Below are 19521 nucleotides of genomic sequence, written 5' to 3'. Positions count from 1 at the left end.
TTCTGACTTTGCAGCCTGTCTGCGAATCAGCCCGAGCGTACAGCGCCGTATTTCCTCGTGAAATCGGTTAGCTGTACGCTTTTTTATATGCCTGTGAAGGGATGAGCAAGCGCAGACTACGTATTGGTGTATTGGTATTGCGTGATTACGTTCTGATTGGCGGCGGTGATCTATTGGGGAATAAGTAAGAGTATTAGATGAGTAAGGACATTAGATGAGTAAGAACATTAGATGAGTAAGAACATTATAAGTATTGCGGCATATCACAAGGTTCTGTTTACTAAATACGCAGCCATCCATCGCCTTGTGTATAAATAACATACGTATACAACGTATCAATAGTATACTTAAAAAGATAAATCTATATTTGGTATAATAGAAAGTACAGCATGAAGAATGGTTTCTGCAAAATACTTGCAATGAAGCCGATCATCCTCCACACTGGAGCTGGTGGTGTCAAATAATGTAATTTGTGTCATTCCGCGCATCTTACGTTTAATGAACTTAAAACATAGGCCTGCCTGAAATGAGGAATGGGACAATGACAAGAAAGCAAAAAATAGGGACGGGTATTGCGACTGCTTGCTTGCTGCTCGTCGCGAGTTTGTGGATATGGTGGAAGCCAATCTCTGCGACGATGTTTGACTGGTTTGTTGCCGATTCACTGGAAACTCAGCTTCAGCAGACGTATCAGCCTGTGCGTCAGGTTGGCGGTGAGCAGGAGGAAACGGAGCCGGCTGTCGTGATGACCGAACCGTTCTCGATTTTGCTCGTCGGTAGTGATCAGCGTGAGAACGAGAAGGCGCGTTCAGACACGCTTATTTATGCTGTCGTGCGTCCGCTGGAAAATCGAATTTTGTTAATTTCGATTCCACGCGATACGTATACCGAAATTGTCGGGCGCGATCGGATGGACAAGATTAATCATGCTTACGCATTTGGCGGTATCAAAATGACGATGGATACGGTCGAGCATTTTTTAGATGAAAAGTTAAATTATTATGCTTCGATTAATTTTCATGGATTGGTCGATGCTGTGGACGCTCTAGGTGGGGTGAAGCTGCCGATCGACAAAGATATCGTTAACCGTGATCCGAATCATGAGCAGTTCACGGTCAAAGCGAATAAGCCGATATATTCAGGACAGGAAGCGCTTTATTATGTGCGCTACCGCGAAGATAGCGATTTTAATCGAACAAAGCGTCAGCAGATCTTTTTGCAGGCGATGGCGGATCAGGCGTTTCAGTTAAAGCAGCTGGATCGTGTGCCAGAGTTGCTTCAAATTATGGGTGATAATTTTAAAACCGATATGCGGCCGGAGCTATTAACCGGTATTTTGAGTCAATTGCTGCGTACTGGTGAACCACAGGTCGAAGCATTTACGATTGCAGGCGAAGGTAAAAAGATCGATGGCGTCTATTACGATATCCCGCACGAGGATGAATTAAAAGAGGCCAAGCAGCTGATCGATGACTGGATGAGCAAGGAAGGACCAGACGCAAAGCCGTCCGAGCCAACGAAAGATGCCGCTGAAGGTAACGCAGAAACGGTCACATCCGGCTCGGAAGTGCGTTAACTTGGGCAACTCGCTTTATTGTGATCCCTTTATCGCTTAAAATAGAAGAGAAGCATCGTCACCATGCTATACGGTACGATATCAATCTATTGCGATAGAAAAGCTAAGCCGGGTAATTCCTAGTTATATCTGTCGCTACATCGAGTCATTCTTTGCTGCACCAGGTGCTCCCTGGCACCTGAAGGCCGTAATACGACGAGGAGGAAGTTTGTTCATGAATATCGCGTTTTTTCTGCTACCGAAGCAGGAGGTCGTTTGCGTCACCCTTAATTCGACGCTGCGCCAGACGCTGGAACGGATGGAGTACCATCGCTATACATCAATTCCGATGCTGGATAAGAACGGAAAGTACGTCGGTACGATTACCGAAGGAGACCTGCTCTGGTTTATGAAAAATTCCGGTGGTAAGGTTACGTTTGAAAATGCTTCAAAATTTATGCTGTCCGAAATTCCGCTCAAACGGGATGATAAGCCGGTATCGATTGATGCCAATATGGAAGATTTGATTAATCTCGCTAAAGTGCAGAACTTTGTGCCGGTCGTTGATGATATGAACCGATTTATCGGAATCGTCCGCCGGAGTCAGATTATTGAATATTGTGAGCAATTTGTACGTGGCGGCGAGTATGTCGCTGAGAAAAACCGGATCTCCGGCAACTAATGCAGGAGGCTGTACCCGCTGTATAAATCCGTGCGTCCGTGCCTTCGTCTATGCTATAATTATGAGTAAATCTTTTTTTGCGAGGCCGAACAACTTGTGCGTAAGAGGTGAATCGTTTGAAACTGCGCTGGACATCCATAGCCTGGAGCGCTGCATATCTGCTCCTGCTGCTATCTTTAATAACATCTCTCAGAGTCATTGGTATGCTATTTCTCATCGTACCCATCGTCGTGCTGTATTCAACATTAACCTTGCGCCAATTCATTATGCATATGATTCCGGTATGGCTGTTTGCTTTAATTTTTGCCGGACAGGCGGGTTTGTTTTTACCGTTACTCGGTCTGTTTTTTATGATTCCGGGTATCGTTATGGGCAGGATGTACAAAAAATTCACCCCTGCACTGCGGATTATTTTTGCAGGCGGATTAACGGCTCTGGTCGAGCTGCTCGTATTGCTGCTTATTGCGACAGCCGTGTTCCATTTCAGCCTCGGTCAGTATGTGCGTGATGTGATCGAAATTGCGATCACGCCACTGCGTGCGATGGCGGATGTGAACAACGATTTGAGCGATGTGCTGACACCAGAGTATATTATCGGGCTGAGCAATTATACGCTCACGCTCATTCCAAGTGGACTGATTATTGCCTCCTTTACGATGGCAATCATTACGCATGCGATCTCGCGTCCGCTGCTGGAAAGTATGGGCTATTCGGTGCCACGCCTGAAACCAGCGCGTGACTGGCGTCTGCCGCGTTCACTCATCTGGTATTATCTGATCGCTGTCTTTCTAGAGATCATTGCGCGTGCCAATATTACAGGTGTACTGGCTGCGATTGTATTAAACTTTATGCCGCTCGTGCATCTGGCATTTACGATTCAAACGATTGGCTTTGTATTTTTCTGGGCGAATCATCGGAAATGGGGTTCTTTCTTGCCCTTTGTGCTATCGATCGTAGTTGTACTGATTCCGCCGCTGCGCATTATCGGTATTCTGGATCTGGCATTTCCGCTCCGTGAGTATATTACGAGACCGAAACGGTAAGGGTGATGAATGATGCCTAATTTTTTGCTAAACCGCTGGCACGGATACCGGTCAGTATGGGCATCACTGCTCATGCTGGTGCTTGTGATCGTGCTCTCCTGGTTCAACTGGGTCGTCGGACTGGTGGCGCTATGTGCAGTCGCCGTGTTCGCTGCGATTCTGGTTCGTTCAGAACTTGCTTTTCGCCGTGAACTGGATGAATACATTGCCGGTCTGTCGTTTCGCATCCGGCGCGTCGAAGAGGAAGCGGTTAGTACGCTTCCTTTCGGTCTTGTTTTGTATGATAACAAGTTTGCGATTGAATGGCATAACCGCTATATCGCTGGTCTGTTTGGACGTAAGACGCTGGTCGGTTCGCCGCTGGATGAATGTTTTAATCATTTTCAGGAGCAGTATAAAAAGGCGCTGGATGCTCGTAAGGAAGCATCCCGTGACAAGAGTGCGATCAAGGAAGTTCGGTTTGAGCTACAGCACGATGCGCGTACATTAGAGTGTATCGTGCTGCCGGATGAACGTCTGATTTATGTGCAGGATGTGACCGAGTTTGCCGGTCTGCGTGATCGGTATGAAGATGAGCGTCTGGCCATCGGTGTGGTGCTGCTCGACAACTTTGATGAAGCATCGCAAGGGATGGACGATCAGCTTCGCGCCAGTCTGATCGCACGGGTAGCGACTCGCATTACCGATTGGGCGAAAACTTATCGCATCTATGTACGTCGCCTGTCGTCTGAGCGTTATTTGCTGCTGCTGAATCGCAAATCACTGCGTGAGCTGGAGCAGAGCCGCTTCGTCATTTTGGATGAAGTGCGTGAGATGACAGCGGATTTGAAAGTTCCGCTGACGCTCAGTATTGGGGTTGGCTTTGGTACAGAGACGATTAGTGAGCTGGGCGAACTGGCGCAATCCAGTCTCGATATGGCGCTTGGTCGTGGTGGCGATCAGGCAGCTGTTCGTGCCGAGCAGCGCCTGTCCTTTTACGGAGGCAAATCCAATGCGATCGAAAAACGTACCCGTGTGCGTGCGCGCGTGATCGCTCATGCGTTGCGCGATCTGATGCTGGATAGCGATCAGGTGCTGGTGATGGGACATAAAGTGCCGGATATGGACGTGATTGGTGCTTGTATCGGTATACTTAAAGCAGCCGATATGTACGAGGTAGAGGCCTATATCGTGCTGGATGGGGTCAATCCGTCGATTGAACGTATGATGGAGCGTATCAACAATGATGAGCGTCTGTCTGTGCGGCTTATTACGCCAGAGGAAGCACTCAGCATCATCACCGAGCGTACGCTGATGGTTGTCGTGGACACGCATAAAGCATCGATGACGATTGAGCCTAAATTAGTTGAGCGCGCACGCCGCGTGGTGGTCATTGATCATCATCGCCGCGGCGAGGAGTTCATTAATGATGCGGTACTTGTCTACCTGGAGCCGTATGCGTCATCTGCCTGTGAGCTGGTCACTGAATTGCTGCAATACATTCATGACAAAGTGCAGTTCACTACACTTGAAGCTACGTCTCTGCTGGCAGGAATTACGCTCGATACGAAGCATTTTGCATTGCATACCGGCTCGCGTACATTTGAGGCCGCAGGCTTCCTGCGTCGTAACGGTGCTGATACGGTAATGGTGCAGCAGATGATGAAGGAAGATCTGGCTGAATTTATCGCCAAATCGGACATTATGAAGCAGGCTCGCATCATCCATGAGCATATTGCACTTGCCGTTACCGATGCAGGGCATCAAGTATCACAGATGCTCATTGCGCAGGTAGCCGATTCACTGCTTAATATGAACAATGTGTACGCATCGTTCGTCATTAGCGAGCGTATGGATGGTTTGATCGGCATCAGTGCTCGTTCGATGGGCAAGATGAACGTACAGGTCGTGATGGAGCGTCTGGGCGGTGGTGGGCACTTAACGAACGCTGCTGTACAGCTTGAAGGGAATATCGCAGATGCGGAAGCGCGTCTGCTCGATATACTGAATCAAATGAATGAGGAAGAGGGGTTATTTGAATGAAAGTCATTTTGCTAAAAGATGTTAAAGGAACTGGTAAAAAAGGTGAGGTTAAAGAAGTATCGGACGGTTACGCACAAAATTTCCTGATCAAAAATGGTCACGCGAAACCAGCTACAGGCGGTAACATCAAAATTCTCGAAACACAGCACGCTGCGGTAGAGCGTCAAAAGCAAGAGGAAAAAGAAGCGGCACAGGAGCTGGGCAAAACGCTGGAGGAGCTTACGATTCAATTGAAAGCCAAATCTGGTGAAGGCGGTCGCCTGTTCGGTGCGATTACGAGCAAGCAAATTGCTGAAGCACTGTCCAAACAGGGCCACAAAATCGACAAGCGTAAAATTGATCTGGATGAGCCAATCCGCACGCTGGGTGTGACGCAGGTAACGGTAAAACTTCATCCAGAAGTGAAAGCTACGCTTAAAGTCCAAGTTACAGAGGAATAAGCATGGGCGGCGAAATATTTTACGACCGGGTTCCTCCACAGAATCTGGAAGCTGAACAGGCGGTTCTAGGTGCAGTTTTGCTGCAATCGGAAGCGCTAATCAGCGTCATGGAGCGTATTGACACCGAAGACTTTTACGACAAATCCCACCAGTTAATTTATGAAGCCATGGTTAATCTGGGGGAAGAGAATCAGCCGATTGACCTGATTACACTAACATCCCTGCTGCAAGATCGTGCGCAGCTGGAAGATGTGGGCGGCGTCAGCTACCTGGCGAAGTTAGCCAATGCGGTGCCAACCGCAGCCAACGTAGATTATTACGCACAGATTATTGAAGAGAAATCGATGCTGCGTCGTTTGATTCGTACAGCGACGCAGATTGTGAGCGAAGGCTATACCGGCGGCGAAGACGTCGGCAGCATGCTGGGTGACGCTGAGCGCAAAATTCTCGAAATTTCCAATCGCCGCAGCGGTAGTGGCTTTATCGCTATTCGTGATGTGTTGATGGAAGTGTTCGAGCGGGTTGAAATGCTTAGTGAAACGAGTGGGAATACGACCGGTATTCCAACCGGCTTTATCGATTTGGACAAAATGACAGCTGGTTTCCAGCGCAGTGATCTGATCATCGTAGCCGCACGTCCATCGGTAGGTAAAACGGCGTTTGCACTAAATATTGCGCAAAATGTCGCAGTACGTGCGAAGGAAACGGTAGCGATTTTCAGTCTGGAGATGTCGGCTGCACAGCTGGTACAACGTATGATCTGTGCGGAAGCCAATCTGGATGCAAGCGTTATGCGTACAGGGGAGTTCAAGGAAGAGGACTGGATGAAGCTGACGATGGGGATTGCGTCCCTGTCGGAATCGGATATTTATATCGATGATACACCCGGTATTACCGTATCCGAGATTCGTGCCAAATGCCGTCGTCTGAAAAAGGAAAAGGGTCTTGGTATGATCGTTATCGACTACTTGCAACTCATTTCTGGACGAGGTAAAGCTGGCGAAAACCGTCAGCAGGAAGTATCCGAAATCTCGCGTACACTGAAGCAGATCGCCCGTGAGCTGCATGTACCGGTTATTGCACTGTCTCAGCTGAGCCGTGGTGTCGAGCAGCGTCAGGACAAACGGCCGATGATGTCTGACCTGCGGGAATCCGGATCGATTGAGCAGGATGCCGATATCGTATCGTTTCTGTATCGGGATGATTACTACAATCAGGATACCGAGAAAAAGAACATCATCGAGATCATTATCGCCAAACAGCGTAACGGTCCGGTCGGTACGGTCGAGCTGGTGTTTTTGAAAAATTTTAATAAATTCGTTAATTATGAACGTGTCCAATCGGATATGTTTACTGGATAGATGGATAACAAAACGCCGCCTTGATTCCGTTTGGATAACGGATGGGGCGGCGTTTCTTTTAAATTTAGGGTTTATACATAATCATACCGAATTACACGGATAGACTAAGCTGTATCTAATCAGTCTATACGCAATTATATAAAGCACAGTTTCGATCAAAATGAAGCTAGAATTTCACAATTCTGATTAAGCCCGTCCATTCATATCTGTACGGCTTAGTCTGCCAGGAATGCCATCACGCAGCAACCAGATATGAAAGATATATTCCACCACACCAAGAATAACGACCGGTACGAACAGATCAATATACGACATCGTCCAACCAGCCATCGCTGAAGCAGCCCACAGAACGATATACGCCAGCACCGCATCCGCTAATGTAGCTACAATATTGCTGGTAGCTGGCAAAATAAGCATATCGCCTACGACATAAGCGATCACACCAAGCACGAGCGCAGTCAGAATAGAACCCCATAGTCCGGCATTGCTGAGCATCATGAGTGACGCAACGACAATGATCGTATTCACGACAACTTTGGCTGCAATCTTATCCATTATCCATTCCTCCTTTGCTGAGTAATTATCTTGTATAAAATGTATTATTAACTATTAATAAACGTCAGCGATCTTATTAAACAATAAAATTGAATTTTGTACTGAAATATTCCCTATAGGCAGAAAGGCATCTTTGAAAATAAAGTTGCCATTTTCGAAAAAAATTCAAATTTGCAAGTGATAATGTTTTATTTCCGAACGATGATAATTTTATATCATGTTATCGTTCGCTTTTCATTTGACTTTAAAAAATTGTCCTGTTACACTGTAAATGCTGCGGTAAAGCGCAATAGTGCTTTTGGATGTTACTATCCTGTTAGATCGGACGGCGTTCTGATCCTTTACCGCAATGGGACGAACTTCCGCCCGCGAAAACGGTTTGTATGCTTGCATTTGCCCAGCCGTTCCTCGCAAGGAGGTTTCATGCTGTGCTTTTTCTGTCGCTGGTGAATCGGCTATGGCATATATGCCTGGTTGGTTGCCATGAAGTACAGAAAGCGACAGCGCAAATATACGGTGTACATACACCTACGGAGGAATGAATATGTCAACTGTAGTCGTTGTGGGAACACAATGGGGAGACGAAGGCAAAGGTAAAATTACCGACTATCTTTCGGAGAGTGCGGACGTTGTTGCACGTTATCAAGGCGGTAACAACGCTGGACATACGATTTTGATTAATGAGAAAAAATATAAATTGACGATGGTACCTTCCGGTATTTTCTATGAAGATAAAGCATGTGTAATCGGTAACGGTATGGTCATCAACCCGGCGGCACTGATCGACGAGATTAACTATGTGCACGAAAATGGCTTTTCCACTAAGAACCTGACGATCAGCGATCGCGCGCATGTCATTTTGCCGTATCATATGGTACTGGATCTGCTGGAAGAAGAGCGTAAAGGCCCGAACAAAATCGGTACAACCGGTAAAGGGATTGGCCCTTGTTATATGGATAAAGCGTCCCGTGTTGGTATCCGTATCGCTGACCTGATGGATGCAGAAGAATTTGAGCAAAAACTGCGCCATCTCGTAAAAGAGAAAAATCAGGTGATCACACAAGTGTACGGCGGCGAGCCAGTCGATGTGGAGCAAATTTTGTCTGACTATCTCGGTTATGCTGACAAGCTGCGTCAATATGTACGTGATACATCGGTTGTACTGAACGATGCGATTGACGAAGGTAAAAAAGTGCTGTTCGAAGGTGCACAGGGCGTTATGCTTGATATCGACCAGGGTACGTATCCATTCGTTACTTCCTCTAATCCGTCTGCTGGCGGCGTGTGTATCGGTTCCGGTGTAGGCCCTGCTCGTATTCAGCAGGTAATCGGTGTAGCGAAAGCATACACAACTCGTGTAGGTGATGGCCCATTCCCGACCGAGCTGCATGATGAAATCGGTCATACAATTCGTGAAAAAGGGCATGAGTACGGTACAGTAACAGGCCGTCCACGCCGTGTAGGCTGGTTTGATACAGTCGTTGTCCGTCACGCACGTCGTGTGAGCGGTATTACGGGTCTGTCCCTGAACTCGCTCGATGTACTGACAGGTCTGGATACGGTAAAAATCTGCACAGGCTACAAATACAAAGGCGAATTTATTACGCATTATCCAGCAAGCTTGAAGCATCTGGCTGACTGTGAAGCGGTATATGAAGAAATGCCGGGCTGGAGCGAGGATATTACGGGCGTGAAGACGCTGGAAGAATTGCCTGAAACGACTCGCAATTATGTGAACCGTGTATCCGAGCTGACCGGTATTCCAATCGCGATTTTCTCGGTTGGACGTAATCGTGAGCAGACGAATCAAGTAGCTCCGATTTACACTTAATTGTACTTGATCATGATACCGATTGAATTGGAGAGATGTACGTCGCTGTTACAGTATTATTCGGTTACTGTGCAGTCATAGGGAACAGACCGACGATCATTCCCTTATAACATCGTTATATTCAATATGGTTGCTAAGTAAAATGCGGGCTATCGCCTGTTGTGATATGGATTGTTGGTAAAAGGCATCCTTACGGGGATGCCTTTTTTGTATTGTTTAGTATAGGTAGCAAATGGTTGTATGCCCTTATGCGCAGTTCTGTTATATGAATTGTAAAGTTGAAACGTGGGCAGAGATTATGGTAAAGTAAACGTGGAGTTAAAAAGGTTAATTTTTTGACACTTTTATATGACAGATTTTAATAATTATGGTTGTATTGGATGTATTACTTATTGTACACAATGATCGTCTGTCCGCCCTACTCTACGCCTATCCTCTTATACATCACACGATGGCTTCTTCTTTTACCGTATGTTCTCTTATGATCATGAAAGGCTACATTAGAATGAAGCTGTACACTACAGACGGTAAAGAGCATACACAGACATGATGGCGGTATGGCGAAGAAGGCTTATGTTTGCAGACGAATTGGGAATGAATGGACATGAAACGGGATATAGGTATCAAATTTTAGCATGAAAAGCAAAAGGAGACGGTCATGAACAGGTTGAAAGGAAAAGAGGAAGCAGAGCTGGCACAAAAGCATGCTTCTGAGGCTGAGCCGGGGCAACAAGCACAGTCACCTGCGGGGGAGCAGGATACACCGGGAAATAAATGGTACACGATCACAGTTGATCATCTTCGTCAGGGGAAAAACAAAGTACGCAATCGTCTTATGATTGTGATCGGCAGTGTTGCCGTAGCAGGCGGACTTGTTTTGGCGGGAAATCATTATGTGACAGCGAACACCGTTCCGTATTATGTCGTGTCGGTAAAAGGTCAGGCGATTGGCAGTATTTTGAACAAAGCCGAGCTGGATCAATTGTTCCAGCAAAAACGTGCGGCCTATCAGAAAAAGTACCCGGATGCCAATATGGTGCTGAATACGAATGGCATTACAACCACCGAAGAAAAAGCGTTTAAAGCACAGGTCGATTCGCAGAGCACGCTGAAACAATTAGATAAAATGTTGACAGCTTATGCAAAAGGCGTAGAAGTTACAGTAGGCGATAAAAAAATCGGTGTCGTTAAAGATCAGGCTACGATCGATTCTGCACTGAAAATCGTCGAAAAAACGTATACGCAAAAAGCCGAAGCTGCCGCTGCCAATATGAACAAAAGCTCGGTCAAAAAGTTGGCGCAAAGCTATGCTTACAGCAAAAAGGTGAATAAGCTGGAATCGGTGAAAATCAATCAGCAGGTTGCCGCTAATCAGATCAAAGCGAATCCGCAAAAATTGCTGAGCAGCAAACAGCTGGCTAAAGTGATGCTGACCGGTGTGGAAGCACCATTGAAATATACAGTGCGTGAAGGCGATACGATCAGTTCAATCGCTTCCAACTATGATATTTCACAAAAAGAAATTTTCGCTCATAATCCGGGCATCAAGGAAACATCGATGCAAATCGGAGACGAGCTAACATTGACCGTACCACAGCCACCGATCACCGTAACGACGGTGGAGGATTATTCGGAGCAAGTGGTCACCGAACCCGATGTAGAAATCCGTAAAAGCGACAGTATGCGTGCAGGCGAGAGCAAAGTGATCTCTGGCGGCTCGCAAGGTTTGAAACGGATTGACTATCGCGTCATCAAGGAAAATGGGCAGGTGCTGCGCGAAGAATGGGTCGGACAGGAAGTTGTAAAGGAATCATCGCCTAAAATTATCGTCAAAGGCACAAAAGTCGTTGTCGGTGAAGGTAGTGGTAACTTTATCTGGCCGGTTAGCGGTGCGACGGTAACGAGTCCATTTGGACAGCGCTGGGGTCGGATGCACAAAGGGATCGATATGGTCGGCAGTTCGTCTGTGATGGCAGCTGACGATGGTGTCGTTACGTTTGCAGGTACGATGACAGGGTATGGTAATGCAATCATTATTGACCATCGCAATGGCTATCAGACGCTGTACGGTCACCTGAGCCAGATTGATGTGAGTACCGGCACGGTGGTGGAAAAAGGTCAGCATATCGGCGTGATGGGCAATACAGGCCACTCGTTTGGTACGCATTTGCACTTTGAAGTTCATAGTGGTGGTGCGTTGCAAAATCCGCTGTCCTATTTGCGTTAATCTAAGTTAGATTTGATAGCAAATTTGTTGAAAAAAATGCAATCTATAGTACAGTATAATTAACAGTTCCCACCCGGCCTAGCAGATCGTTATAGATCTGATGCATAAAAGGGTGGGCCATTTTTTTGTTAGGAAGTTGTAAATCAATACCGATCTTTCTTTAAACTCTGTACTTTCTTTAACAGGCAAATCGAGTTATTAAAACCACATGATTGGACTGTACAAGATTTGATATGTAATAAATAGAGACTAAACCGAATCAGATAATATCGTGTTACAAAATATTGATTTCTTTTTAGATCAAGACCATCCACGATATAAAATAGGTGGTCTTTTTTGTTTATTATAAATTACTCTTTTCTGGAGTGGTGTCTATCTCAGCAAAAACCGTTTATGTATACGTCCTAACAAGAACAAGCCTTTAGAATATGGTAAAATAAAAAAATCAAAGCCGTGATGAGGTGAAGCACCATGCAGGGGAAAATACTGGTCGTTGACGATGAACAACCGATTGCAGATATTTTGAAATTCAATCTTGAAAAAGAAGGTTATGAGGTCATCTGTGCTTTTGATGGCATTAGTGCGGTGGAGCAGGCATTTGCAGAGGAGCCTGATCTGATGTTGCTGGATTTGATGCTGCCTGGCAAAGATGGTATGGACGTATGCCGTGAGGTGCGAACCCGGCTCGATATGCCGATCATTATGCTCACAGCAAAGGATGCTGAGATCGATAAGGTGCTCGGTCTGGAGCTTGGTGCCGACGATTATGTGACCAAGCCGTTCAGTACGCGTGAGCTACTGGCCCGAGTGAAAGCCCATATGCGGCGTCGGCAGAAACAACCTGCGGTCGCAGCAGCTGTGACTGTACCTGAGGTGGATGAAGCGAAAAATGGACTGGCGCTGTTCGGTCTATTTATTGATACAGATATGTATATGGTATACAAAGATGGAGAACCGCTTGATCTGACCCATCGTGAATATGAACTGGTGTATTATATGGCGAAAAATGCAGGTCGTGTTATGACTCGCGAACATTTGCTACAGGCAGTCTGGGGATTTGAATATTTTGGGGATGTGCGTACTGTCGATGTGACGATTCGCCGTCTGCGTGAGAAGATCGAGGATGATCCAAGCAAGCCGGAGTATATTTTGACCCGGCGTGGACTCGGCTATATGATGCGCAGTCCAAAAGTGGGAGGCATGTAAGATGAAGCGCAAGCTGCGTCTGTTACCCGGCTTCAGCCGCACAATTCAGGCGCGGCTGATTATAATTTATGTGCTGCTCATTCTGATTGCGATGCAGCTGATCGGTGTGTATTTTGTCAGTGCGATGAAGAACTCGCTAACGAGTAATTTTACCCAGGATTTGCAGGAGCGTGCACAGCTATTGTCGGTGCTGGCTGCGGATAAATGGTCGGGTAGTGGAGAGAACTTTTCCAGCTCGGTTAATGATCTGAAGCTGATGGTAGACAATCTGTACAATATGAGTGGTACGCAAATTCAGGAGATTCAGGTGCTCGATGTGAGCGGACGGATTCTGATCTCTTCGCTCAAAAGCGATTCCGGAACCGAGGCGCGCCGGAACACCCAGACGGTCGTAAGCCGTGCACTACAGGGCATTAGCGATAACGAGGAATATATTATCGATGATACCGGTGAGCGCAAACGTGTCGTCGCAGAACCGATCATTAGTGGCAATCGTACCGTAGGTGCGGTCTATATCGTCGCTTCGATGGCAGAGCTGTACGATACGATGAAGCGCATCAACGGTATTTTCCTGTCCGGTATTCTGATTGCGCTGGGGATGACAGCGGTGCTTGGTGTCATTTTGGCGCATACGATCACACAGCCGATTAAGGAAATGACCAGGCGAGCGAAGCAGGTGGCAGAAGGTGAATTTGACCATCATATGACCGTATATAGCAATGATGAGATCGGTCAGCTAAGCGAAGCGTTTAACTATATGACGAGTCGATTACGTGATGCGCTTGCACAGAATGAGGAAGAGAAAGAGAAACTCGCTTCTATTTTGAAAAATATGAGCGATGGTGTTATTGCGACCGATGAGCATGGCTGCATTATTTTAGTGAATCGGGTAGCGGCGGCAATGCTGGGCGATATGGAGTCGCATTTGTCCGGTAAAGAGCTAATCGGTCTGTTGCCTTTATCCGAGCAGGATCAAGCCAAGCTGCAAAATGGCATGTTACGCCAGACGATTGTTCATCTCGGCTCGCATGAAGACGGCAGTAACTCGGTGGTGCGTGTGACGTTTAGTCCGGTCCATCGACGTAAAGAAAGCAGCCATGCAGGAGTGATCGCTGTTTTGCAGGATGTGACCGATCAGGAGAAACTGGAAGCGGCACGGCGTGAATTTGTCGCCAATGTGTCCCATGAACTGCGTACACCGCTGACAACGATTAAAAGTTATACCGAGGCGCTGGAAGATGGCGCACTGGACGAACGTGCACTTGCAGAGCGTTTTATCGGTGTGATCCGCAATGAAACACAGCGTATGATCCGACTTGTTAGCGATCTGCTACATTTGTCACGTCTCGATTCCAGCGAAGCTACATTACGCAAGCAGCGTACCGACGTGCTGGAATTGCTGGAAGATACAGCCGACCGTTTTTATGTGCAGATGAAGCAAAAGCATATTGAATGTACGATTGATCTACAACCCGGTGTGGGCAGCGTCTGGATCGATCGCGATCAGATCGATCAGGTGCTTGATAATCTCGTATCCAATGCGCTCAAATATACGATTGAGGGCGGTAGTATTACACTTGGTGCTCATAGTGCGGTTGATGAAGATCTGCTGGCGATTCGCATTCAGGATACGGGAATCGGGATTCCGAAGCAGGATCTGCATCGTATTTTTGAACGCTTTTATCGTGTCGACAAAGCGCGCTCGCGCAATATGGGTGGAACCGGACTTGGACTGTCTATTGCCCAGGAAATAGTGCTCGCTCATAACGGTACGATTGAGCTGGATTCAGAGCTGGATCAAGGCACTACCGTCACTGTATGGCTACCGCTGCATGAGGAAGGGAGTGTCGAAGCATGAAGGAGAATCTAAAATCCGGCTTGCTTGCCGCACTCATTCTGGTCAGTCTTGTGCAAAGTTATTTCCTCATTTATCGTATGCCAGGCGCCAATTCGGTTGTGAACTCTGAAGCAGGCTATGTGCAGGCGGAAGATATCGGGCCACGTTCCAGCATTGAAAGCTTAATCTTTCCGGATAAAATGATCGTGCATCTGACAAATAGTCGCCATACGATCTTCTATCCATCGTCTGCGGAGTATACGAGTATCTATGATAGCATCCGTAAAGCCAGCTTTGGGCAATTCCGTCGTCTGTCGGTACAAAGTATGGATTGGAATCAAATTCGTAATGATGAGGGTGTAGAGTTGATGTTCGGCAGTGGTATTCCGGTGAGTCTGCTGGAGCGTAGCTTGAAGATTAATCCAGATTCGCTGTTTGAAGGCGATGCGGTGAATCGGATCTGGCTATATACAGCACCGGATGATCGTACAACTAGAGCGTTCTTTTTCAGTGCAAGCGGTGATGTGGTCTATGAAGCAACCGATATGGATTTGCGAACCGAAGATATTAGCCGTAGTGTGTTGCTCGGTGCCAATGGAGTTAGCTATCAATATACGTCAACTGGCTATTATTTGCCGCGTACAGCGATTACTGCACCGAATGTAACGTTAAAGCTGGATAGCCTTACTACCGAGCAAATGCAGCGCAATCTATTTTTCGATCCAGGTGCGACACGCAATATTAACGAGGAAAATGGCACAGAGATCTATACCGACAGTAAGCGCAGTTTACAGGTAGACACGCGTCAGCGCTGGATGACCTATACCGATCCGACTGCACCCACATCCGGTACGAACAATGTGAGCGATAATGTGCTGTCTGCGGTTGATTTTGTGAATCAGCATGGTGGTTGGCCGGGTATGTATACGCTCAGTATGGGTACAGGCAGCAGCGACAAAAACGGCTTTATTTTCCGACAATATTATCGTTCGTATCCGATTATGGAAACAGACACATTTAAATTTGGCTATATGCGTCTAGCTGTGGAACGCAATACGGTATCGACGTATGAACGCTCCATGCTTTATCTGGCGGCAAACCCTACACAATCGGACACAACAGCTACATCTTCATTAGAAGCAGTTTCTGCGAGTGAAGCGACAGTTTCGGGTAGCCAGGCGGCTACAGCAGGACAACAACTACCGGCTGGGCAGCAGCTTGTACAAATGATCAAGACACAGATTCCAGTTGGCAAGCAAATTGTGGATCTATCGCCTGTATACCGCCCATCACTTGGCGATGGAGTCGTGACGCTGAAGCCGGTATGGATGGCAAAGCTACAGGATGGTAGTATGCAATTTCTGACGGCTACGAAGTGACAAAATGTAAAGAAGATTTGTATTTACAAATAGAGGCAACTGAAAGGAAGTCAGATCATACAAGTAAGTCCACGCAAGTCAGATCAGGCAATCGGCGCTGTCTGTGCTGTACAAATTGATTCCATACACAGCCACAGCAGGCTGATGGATAGGCAGGAGGAAGAAGATGGATTGGGGACGAGCCAAAAGTGTACTGATCAGTGCCTTTTTATTACTTAATATCGTACTGGGATACCAGCTATGGATGGATGTTCGTGATCAGGCTCAGTCCAATCTGGATATCGCTTCGCTCAGTGAAAGTGCACAGCGTGCACTGGAGAACAAGCGTATTCAGGTGACCGCTCAAATTCCGCGCGAAACGCCAATGCTGGCGCCCATTCCATATCAAACAAAACCAGCTTCCGGCACTCAGCCTGTCCCGTTGCAGCGTCCGGTAGATAGTCAGCTTATTTTTAATGAGGATGAGCTTGCTGTACAGCTGGCATCACAGATTCCCAATATCGGACAATATCAATATGATGCTTTAATTACGAAACAGAGTATTTTTGTACTGCATCCGCTCATAAATAATGATTTACCCCTGTTTAATATGAATCTGGAGCTGTATTATAGTAATCAGAAGATTATTTCTTACACTGCCCCACGTTTTACGCTGGAGCAGGATCGTGCAAGCAAGCCGAATCAGGAAATTTTATCGGCTTCGACCGCACTGGGCACAGTCATTGAAAACGATCTGCCCGAAGGCGCAGTCGTTAAAGATATTACACTTGGTTATTATGGACAAAAGATCGGCGACAATATTCAGCTTGCGGTGCCTGTATGGCGTATCGCACTGGAAAGCGGAGCCTTTTACTATGTACAGGGGATTACCGGGGAAGTTACAACAACCCCAGCGGCAGAAAATGAGGAGTAGACACGCATGATAGGCACTGGCATACAATTTACCGTATTATCGAGCGGTTCGACAGGCAACGCCACAATCGTTCGCAACAAAGATGCAGCCCTGCTCATCGATGCAGGGCTGAGTGCAAAACGGATCGATGAATTGATGAATGAACGTGATTTTAGCGGCGATCAGCTGGAAGGTATTCTGATCACGCATGAGCATTCGGATCATATTCGTGGTCTGGGCGCGGTTGCACGCAAATACAAACTGCCCATCTACGCCAACGAGAAAACATGGTTGGCGATGGAGAGAGCGGTCGGCAAAATTACCCCAGAGCAAAAGCAAGTCATGCAAACGGGCGACTTTTTAAACTTTGGCTCTCTACGCATTGAGTCTTTCGGAATTTCACATGATGCGGCAGAGCCGGTCGGGTACTTTTTCCGCGATGGCGAGCAAAAGCTCAGTCTCGCTACCGATCTCGGTTATGTGAGCGATAAAGTGATGCAGAGTATTACCGATTCCGATGTGCTCGTGCTGGAGGCGAACCATGATATTGAAATGCTGCGTATGGGTCGTTATCCGTGGAATACGAAGCGACGTATTTTGAGCGATATCGGTCATCTGTCCAACGATACGGCAGGAGAGGTGCTAAGCGAGCTGCTGACGAAAAAGCTCAAACGCACGTATTTAGCCCATTTGAGCCGTGATCATAATATGATGGAGCTTGCCAAAATGACCGTTCGCGATGCGATGGAAAGTCGGGGCTGCTTTTACAAAGATCATGAGTTCAAGTTGTGTGACACCTACTATGATCGTCCTACACCGTGGGATGCGCTTGGCGAAGCTTGAACCGGATTCATGGATGGTATAAAGTGGTAACGTGCCTTGTGCCGCGTCGCGTGTACATATGACGATGTGGAATAACATAGGTGCACTGATCCATGTCCTCATGAATATAAAGGATGCCTGTTGTTGATAGGCGATTCTATAATAAATGGCAAGACAGACAAGCGATTTTACGACAAATCGTAAGACTAAACAGTAAAATGTACGTTGTACGTTAATAAGCAACACAGGGATATGCTGGACAGTCACAAAGATCAAGACTGGAAGCGACTGACTGTGCCATAATCAGAAGCACAGAGATGCTTTGATGTTTTATACGATGACGTTTGAGGGAAACATAATAGAGGAGCGATGAGCATGGCGCTATTTGATGACGAGTTTTACTCTACACGGGTATCGCGGAGATCGAAACGCCACGCCATGTCGGGTGGGCGCGATGCATCGTTTCGCTCTTTTCAGGAACCGGTAAGCCGTAGTTTGTCTACCATTCGTGTTGTCGTGATTAGCGCCGTAACGAGCGCGGTCACGATCAGTGCGATTATGGGTGGGCTGTTTCTGTATCACGATCGCTATTCTGGTGCAGCTACAGCCAGCAGCCTGCTTCCGACTCAGCAAACGTCTGGCTATTCGTCTGATAGCATCGTGCAAGTGGCGCAGCAGGTACGGCCTGCTGTAGTCAGCATTGTGAACTATAAGGATGGCAAAGAGCCGGATATATCCAAACTGGATGAATCCGCGCTCGGTTCGGGTGTGATTTTCCGCAAAGACGGCGGCAAAGCCTATATTGTGACGAACAATCATGTCATTTCCGGCGCGGATGAAGTCGATGCGGTATTAATCGATGGCACGATGCTGAAAGCGAATGTCGTTGGAGCAGACTTTATTAGCGATATCGCGGTGTTGTCGGTTGATGGCAAAAATATCGACAACATCGTTGCGCTTGGCAACTCGGATCAGCTTCGCCCGGGGGAGTCGGTACTCGCTATTGGCAATCCACTCGGGTTTAATGGTACGATGACATCAGGCATTATTAGTTATGATAAACGTCTGATTCCAGTATCGCTCAACCAGGATGGTAATTACGACTGGGAGCAAAATGTGATTCAGACCGATGCCGCGATCAATGAAGGCAATAGCGGCGGCGCACTCGTCAATATGCGCGGTCAGCTCATCGGTATTAACACGATGAAAATTTCCGATACTGGCGTCGAAGGACTAGGCTTCGCCATTCCGATCAACGAAGTGATGAACAATGTTCAGCAATTGCTCGATCATGGCAAAATCAGTCGCCCTTATCTGGGCGTATATAGCGTTGATCTGGATAACGAATCTGCCTATCGCTCCTATGATGAAGAGGAAAAGAGCGATGCACCTCAGCTTCGTTTACCGGACGATGTGACCCAGGGCGCAATTGTGCTGGAGGCGAGCGGCCCTGCAAAAGATGCCGGACTGAAAGTGAACGATGTGATCGTGCAGCTCGATGGACAATCAATCGGCTCGACACTGGAGCTGCGCAAATATTTATACGACAAAAAACAAATCGGCAATTCCATTAAAATAACGTACTATCGCGATGGCAAAAAAGAGACTGTTACGGCTACGCTTGAGGATGCACCGCAGCGCAAATGATCCAGTATCGCTAGGTGAACTA

The 19521-nt window shown here is 47.1% G+C and carries 15 protein-coding genes; 14 read left to right on the top strand and 1 reads right to left on the bottom strand.

Annotated features, from left to right (window positions below):
* Positions 1–541: 541 nt before the first annotated feature.
* From AAHF22_RS08750 to dnaB, 6 genes are all read left to right on the top strand, one after another.
* Positions 542–1576 (top strand): LCP family protein, encoded by a 1035-nt coding sequence (locus AAHF22_RS08750; RefSeq protein ID WP_347324612.1) that lies wholly within the window; start codon positions 542–544, stop codon positions 1574–1576.
* A gap of 214 nt (positions 1577–1790) precedes the next feature.
* On the top strand, positions 1791–2237 hold the full coding sequence (locus tag AAHF22_RS08745) for a CBS domain-containing protein (protein WP_347324611.1): 447 nt from the start codon (positions 1791–1793) through the stop codon (positions 2235–2237).
* Between the two features lie 107 nt (positions 2238–2344).
* Positions 2345–3280 (top strand): DUF2232 domain-containing protein, encoded by a 936-nt coding sequence (locus AAHF22_RS08740; protein ID WP_347324610.1) that lies wholly within the window; start codon positions 2345–2347, stop codon positions 3278–3280.
* Positions 3281–3292: 12 nt separating this feature from the next.
* Entirely contained in the window at positions 3293–5302 is a 2010-nt protein-coding gene (locus AAHF22_RS08735) for a DHH family phosphoesterase (protein WP_347324609.1), read from the top strand.
* Positions 5299–5742 (top strand): 50S ribosomal protein L9, encoded by a 444-nt coding sequence (gene rplI / locus AAHF22_RS08730; RefSeq protein ID WP_347324608.1) that lies wholly within the window; start codon positions 5299–5301, stop codon positions 5740–5742. Before AAHF22_RS08735 ends, rplI begins: the two co-directional genes overlap by 4 nt.
* 2 nt (positions 5743–5744) lie before the next feature.
* Entirely contained in the window at positions 5745–7103 is a 1359-nt protein-coding gene (gene dnaB, locus AAHF22_RS08725) for a replicative DNA helicase (RefSeq protein WP_347324607.1), read from the top strand.
* A 186-nt stretch (positions 7104–7289) separates the two neighbouring features.
* On the opposite strand, the gene AAHF22_RS08720 is transcribed toward dnaB, so the two are convergent.
* Entirely contained in the window at positions 7290–7658 is a 369-nt protein-coding gene (locus AAHF22_RS08720; protein ID WP_347324606.1) for a DUF2512 family protein, read from the bottom strand.
* A gap of 544 nt (positions 7659–8202) precedes the next feature.
* On the opposite strand from AAHF22_RS08720, the gene AAHF22_RS08715 reads away from it, so the two are divergent.
* The 8 genes from AAHF22_RS08715 to AAHF22_RS08680 all read left to right on the top strand — a co-directional run bounded on the left by AAHF22_RS08715 (position 8203) and on the right by AAHF22_RS08680 (position 19499).
* Positions 8203–9489 carry an adenylosuccinate synthase gene (locus AAHF22_RS08715; protein ID WP_347324605.1) on the top strand — a complete coding sequence of 429 codons (1287 nt, stop codon included), beginning with the start codon at positions 8203–8205 and terminating at the stop codon, positions 9487–9489.
* Between the two features lie 658 nt (positions 9490–10147).
* The gene (locus AAHF22_RS08710) at positions 10148–11716 is read left to right on the top strand and encodes a peptidoglycan DD-metalloendopeptidase family protein (protein ID WP_347324604.1); all 1569 of its coding nucleotides are present in this window, start codon (positions 10148–10150) and stop codon (positions 11714–11716) included.
* Between the two features lie 471 nt (positions 11717–12187).
* Positions 12188–12922: a response regulator YycF gene (gene yycF, locus AAHF22_RS08705; protein ID WP_347324603.1), complete on the top strand. Its 735-nt coding sequence runs from the start codon at positions 12188–12190 to the stop codon at positions 12920–12922.
* Position 12923: 1 nt separating this feature from the next.
* The gene (walK, locus tag AAHF22_RS08700; RefSeq protein WP_371834033.1) at positions 12924–14780 is read left to right on the top strand and encodes a cell wall metabolism sensor histidine kinase WalK; all 1857 of its coding nucleotides are present in this window, start codon (positions 12924–12926) and stop codon (positions 14778–14780) included.
* Complete coding sequence (locus tag AAHF22_RS08695) at positions 14777–16138, top strand: YycH family regulatory protein (protein ID WP_347324602.1); 1362 nt, start codon at positions 14777–14779, stop codon at positions 16136–16138. Before walK ends, AAHF22_RS08695 begins: the two co-directional genes overlap by 4 nt.
* Positions 16139–16304: 166 nt before the next feature.
* On the top strand, positions 16305–17051 hold the full coding sequence (gene yycI, locus AAHF22_RS08690) for a two-component system regulatory protein YycI (protein WP_347324601.1): 747 nt from the start codon (positions 16305–16307) through the stop codon (positions 17049–17051).
* A gap of 6 nt (positions 17052–17057) precedes the next feature.
* Positions 17058–17873 (top strand): MBL fold metallo-hydrolase, encoded by an 816-nt coding sequence (locus AAHF22_RS08685; protein WP_347324600.1) that lies wholly within the window; start codon positions 17058–17060, stop codon positions 17871–17873.
* Positions 17874–18227: 354 nt separating this feature from the next.
* Positions 18228–19499 carry a S1C family serine protease gene (locus AAHF22_RS08680; protein ID WP_347324599.1) on the top strand — a complete coding sequence of 424 codons (1272 nt, stop codon included), beginning with the start codon at positions 18228–18230 and terminating at the stop codon, positions 19497–19499.
* Positions 19500–19521 lie beyond the last annotated feature (22 nt).

The organism is Paenibacillus wenxiniae, assembly GCF_039822605.1.
Lineage (GTDB): Bacteria > Bacillota > Bacilli > Paenibacillales > Paenibacillaceae > Saccharibacillus > Saccharibacillus wenxiniae.
Note: the sequence above shows the minus strand (reverse complement) of the source record. Positions and strands in the feature narration are given on the sequence as shown.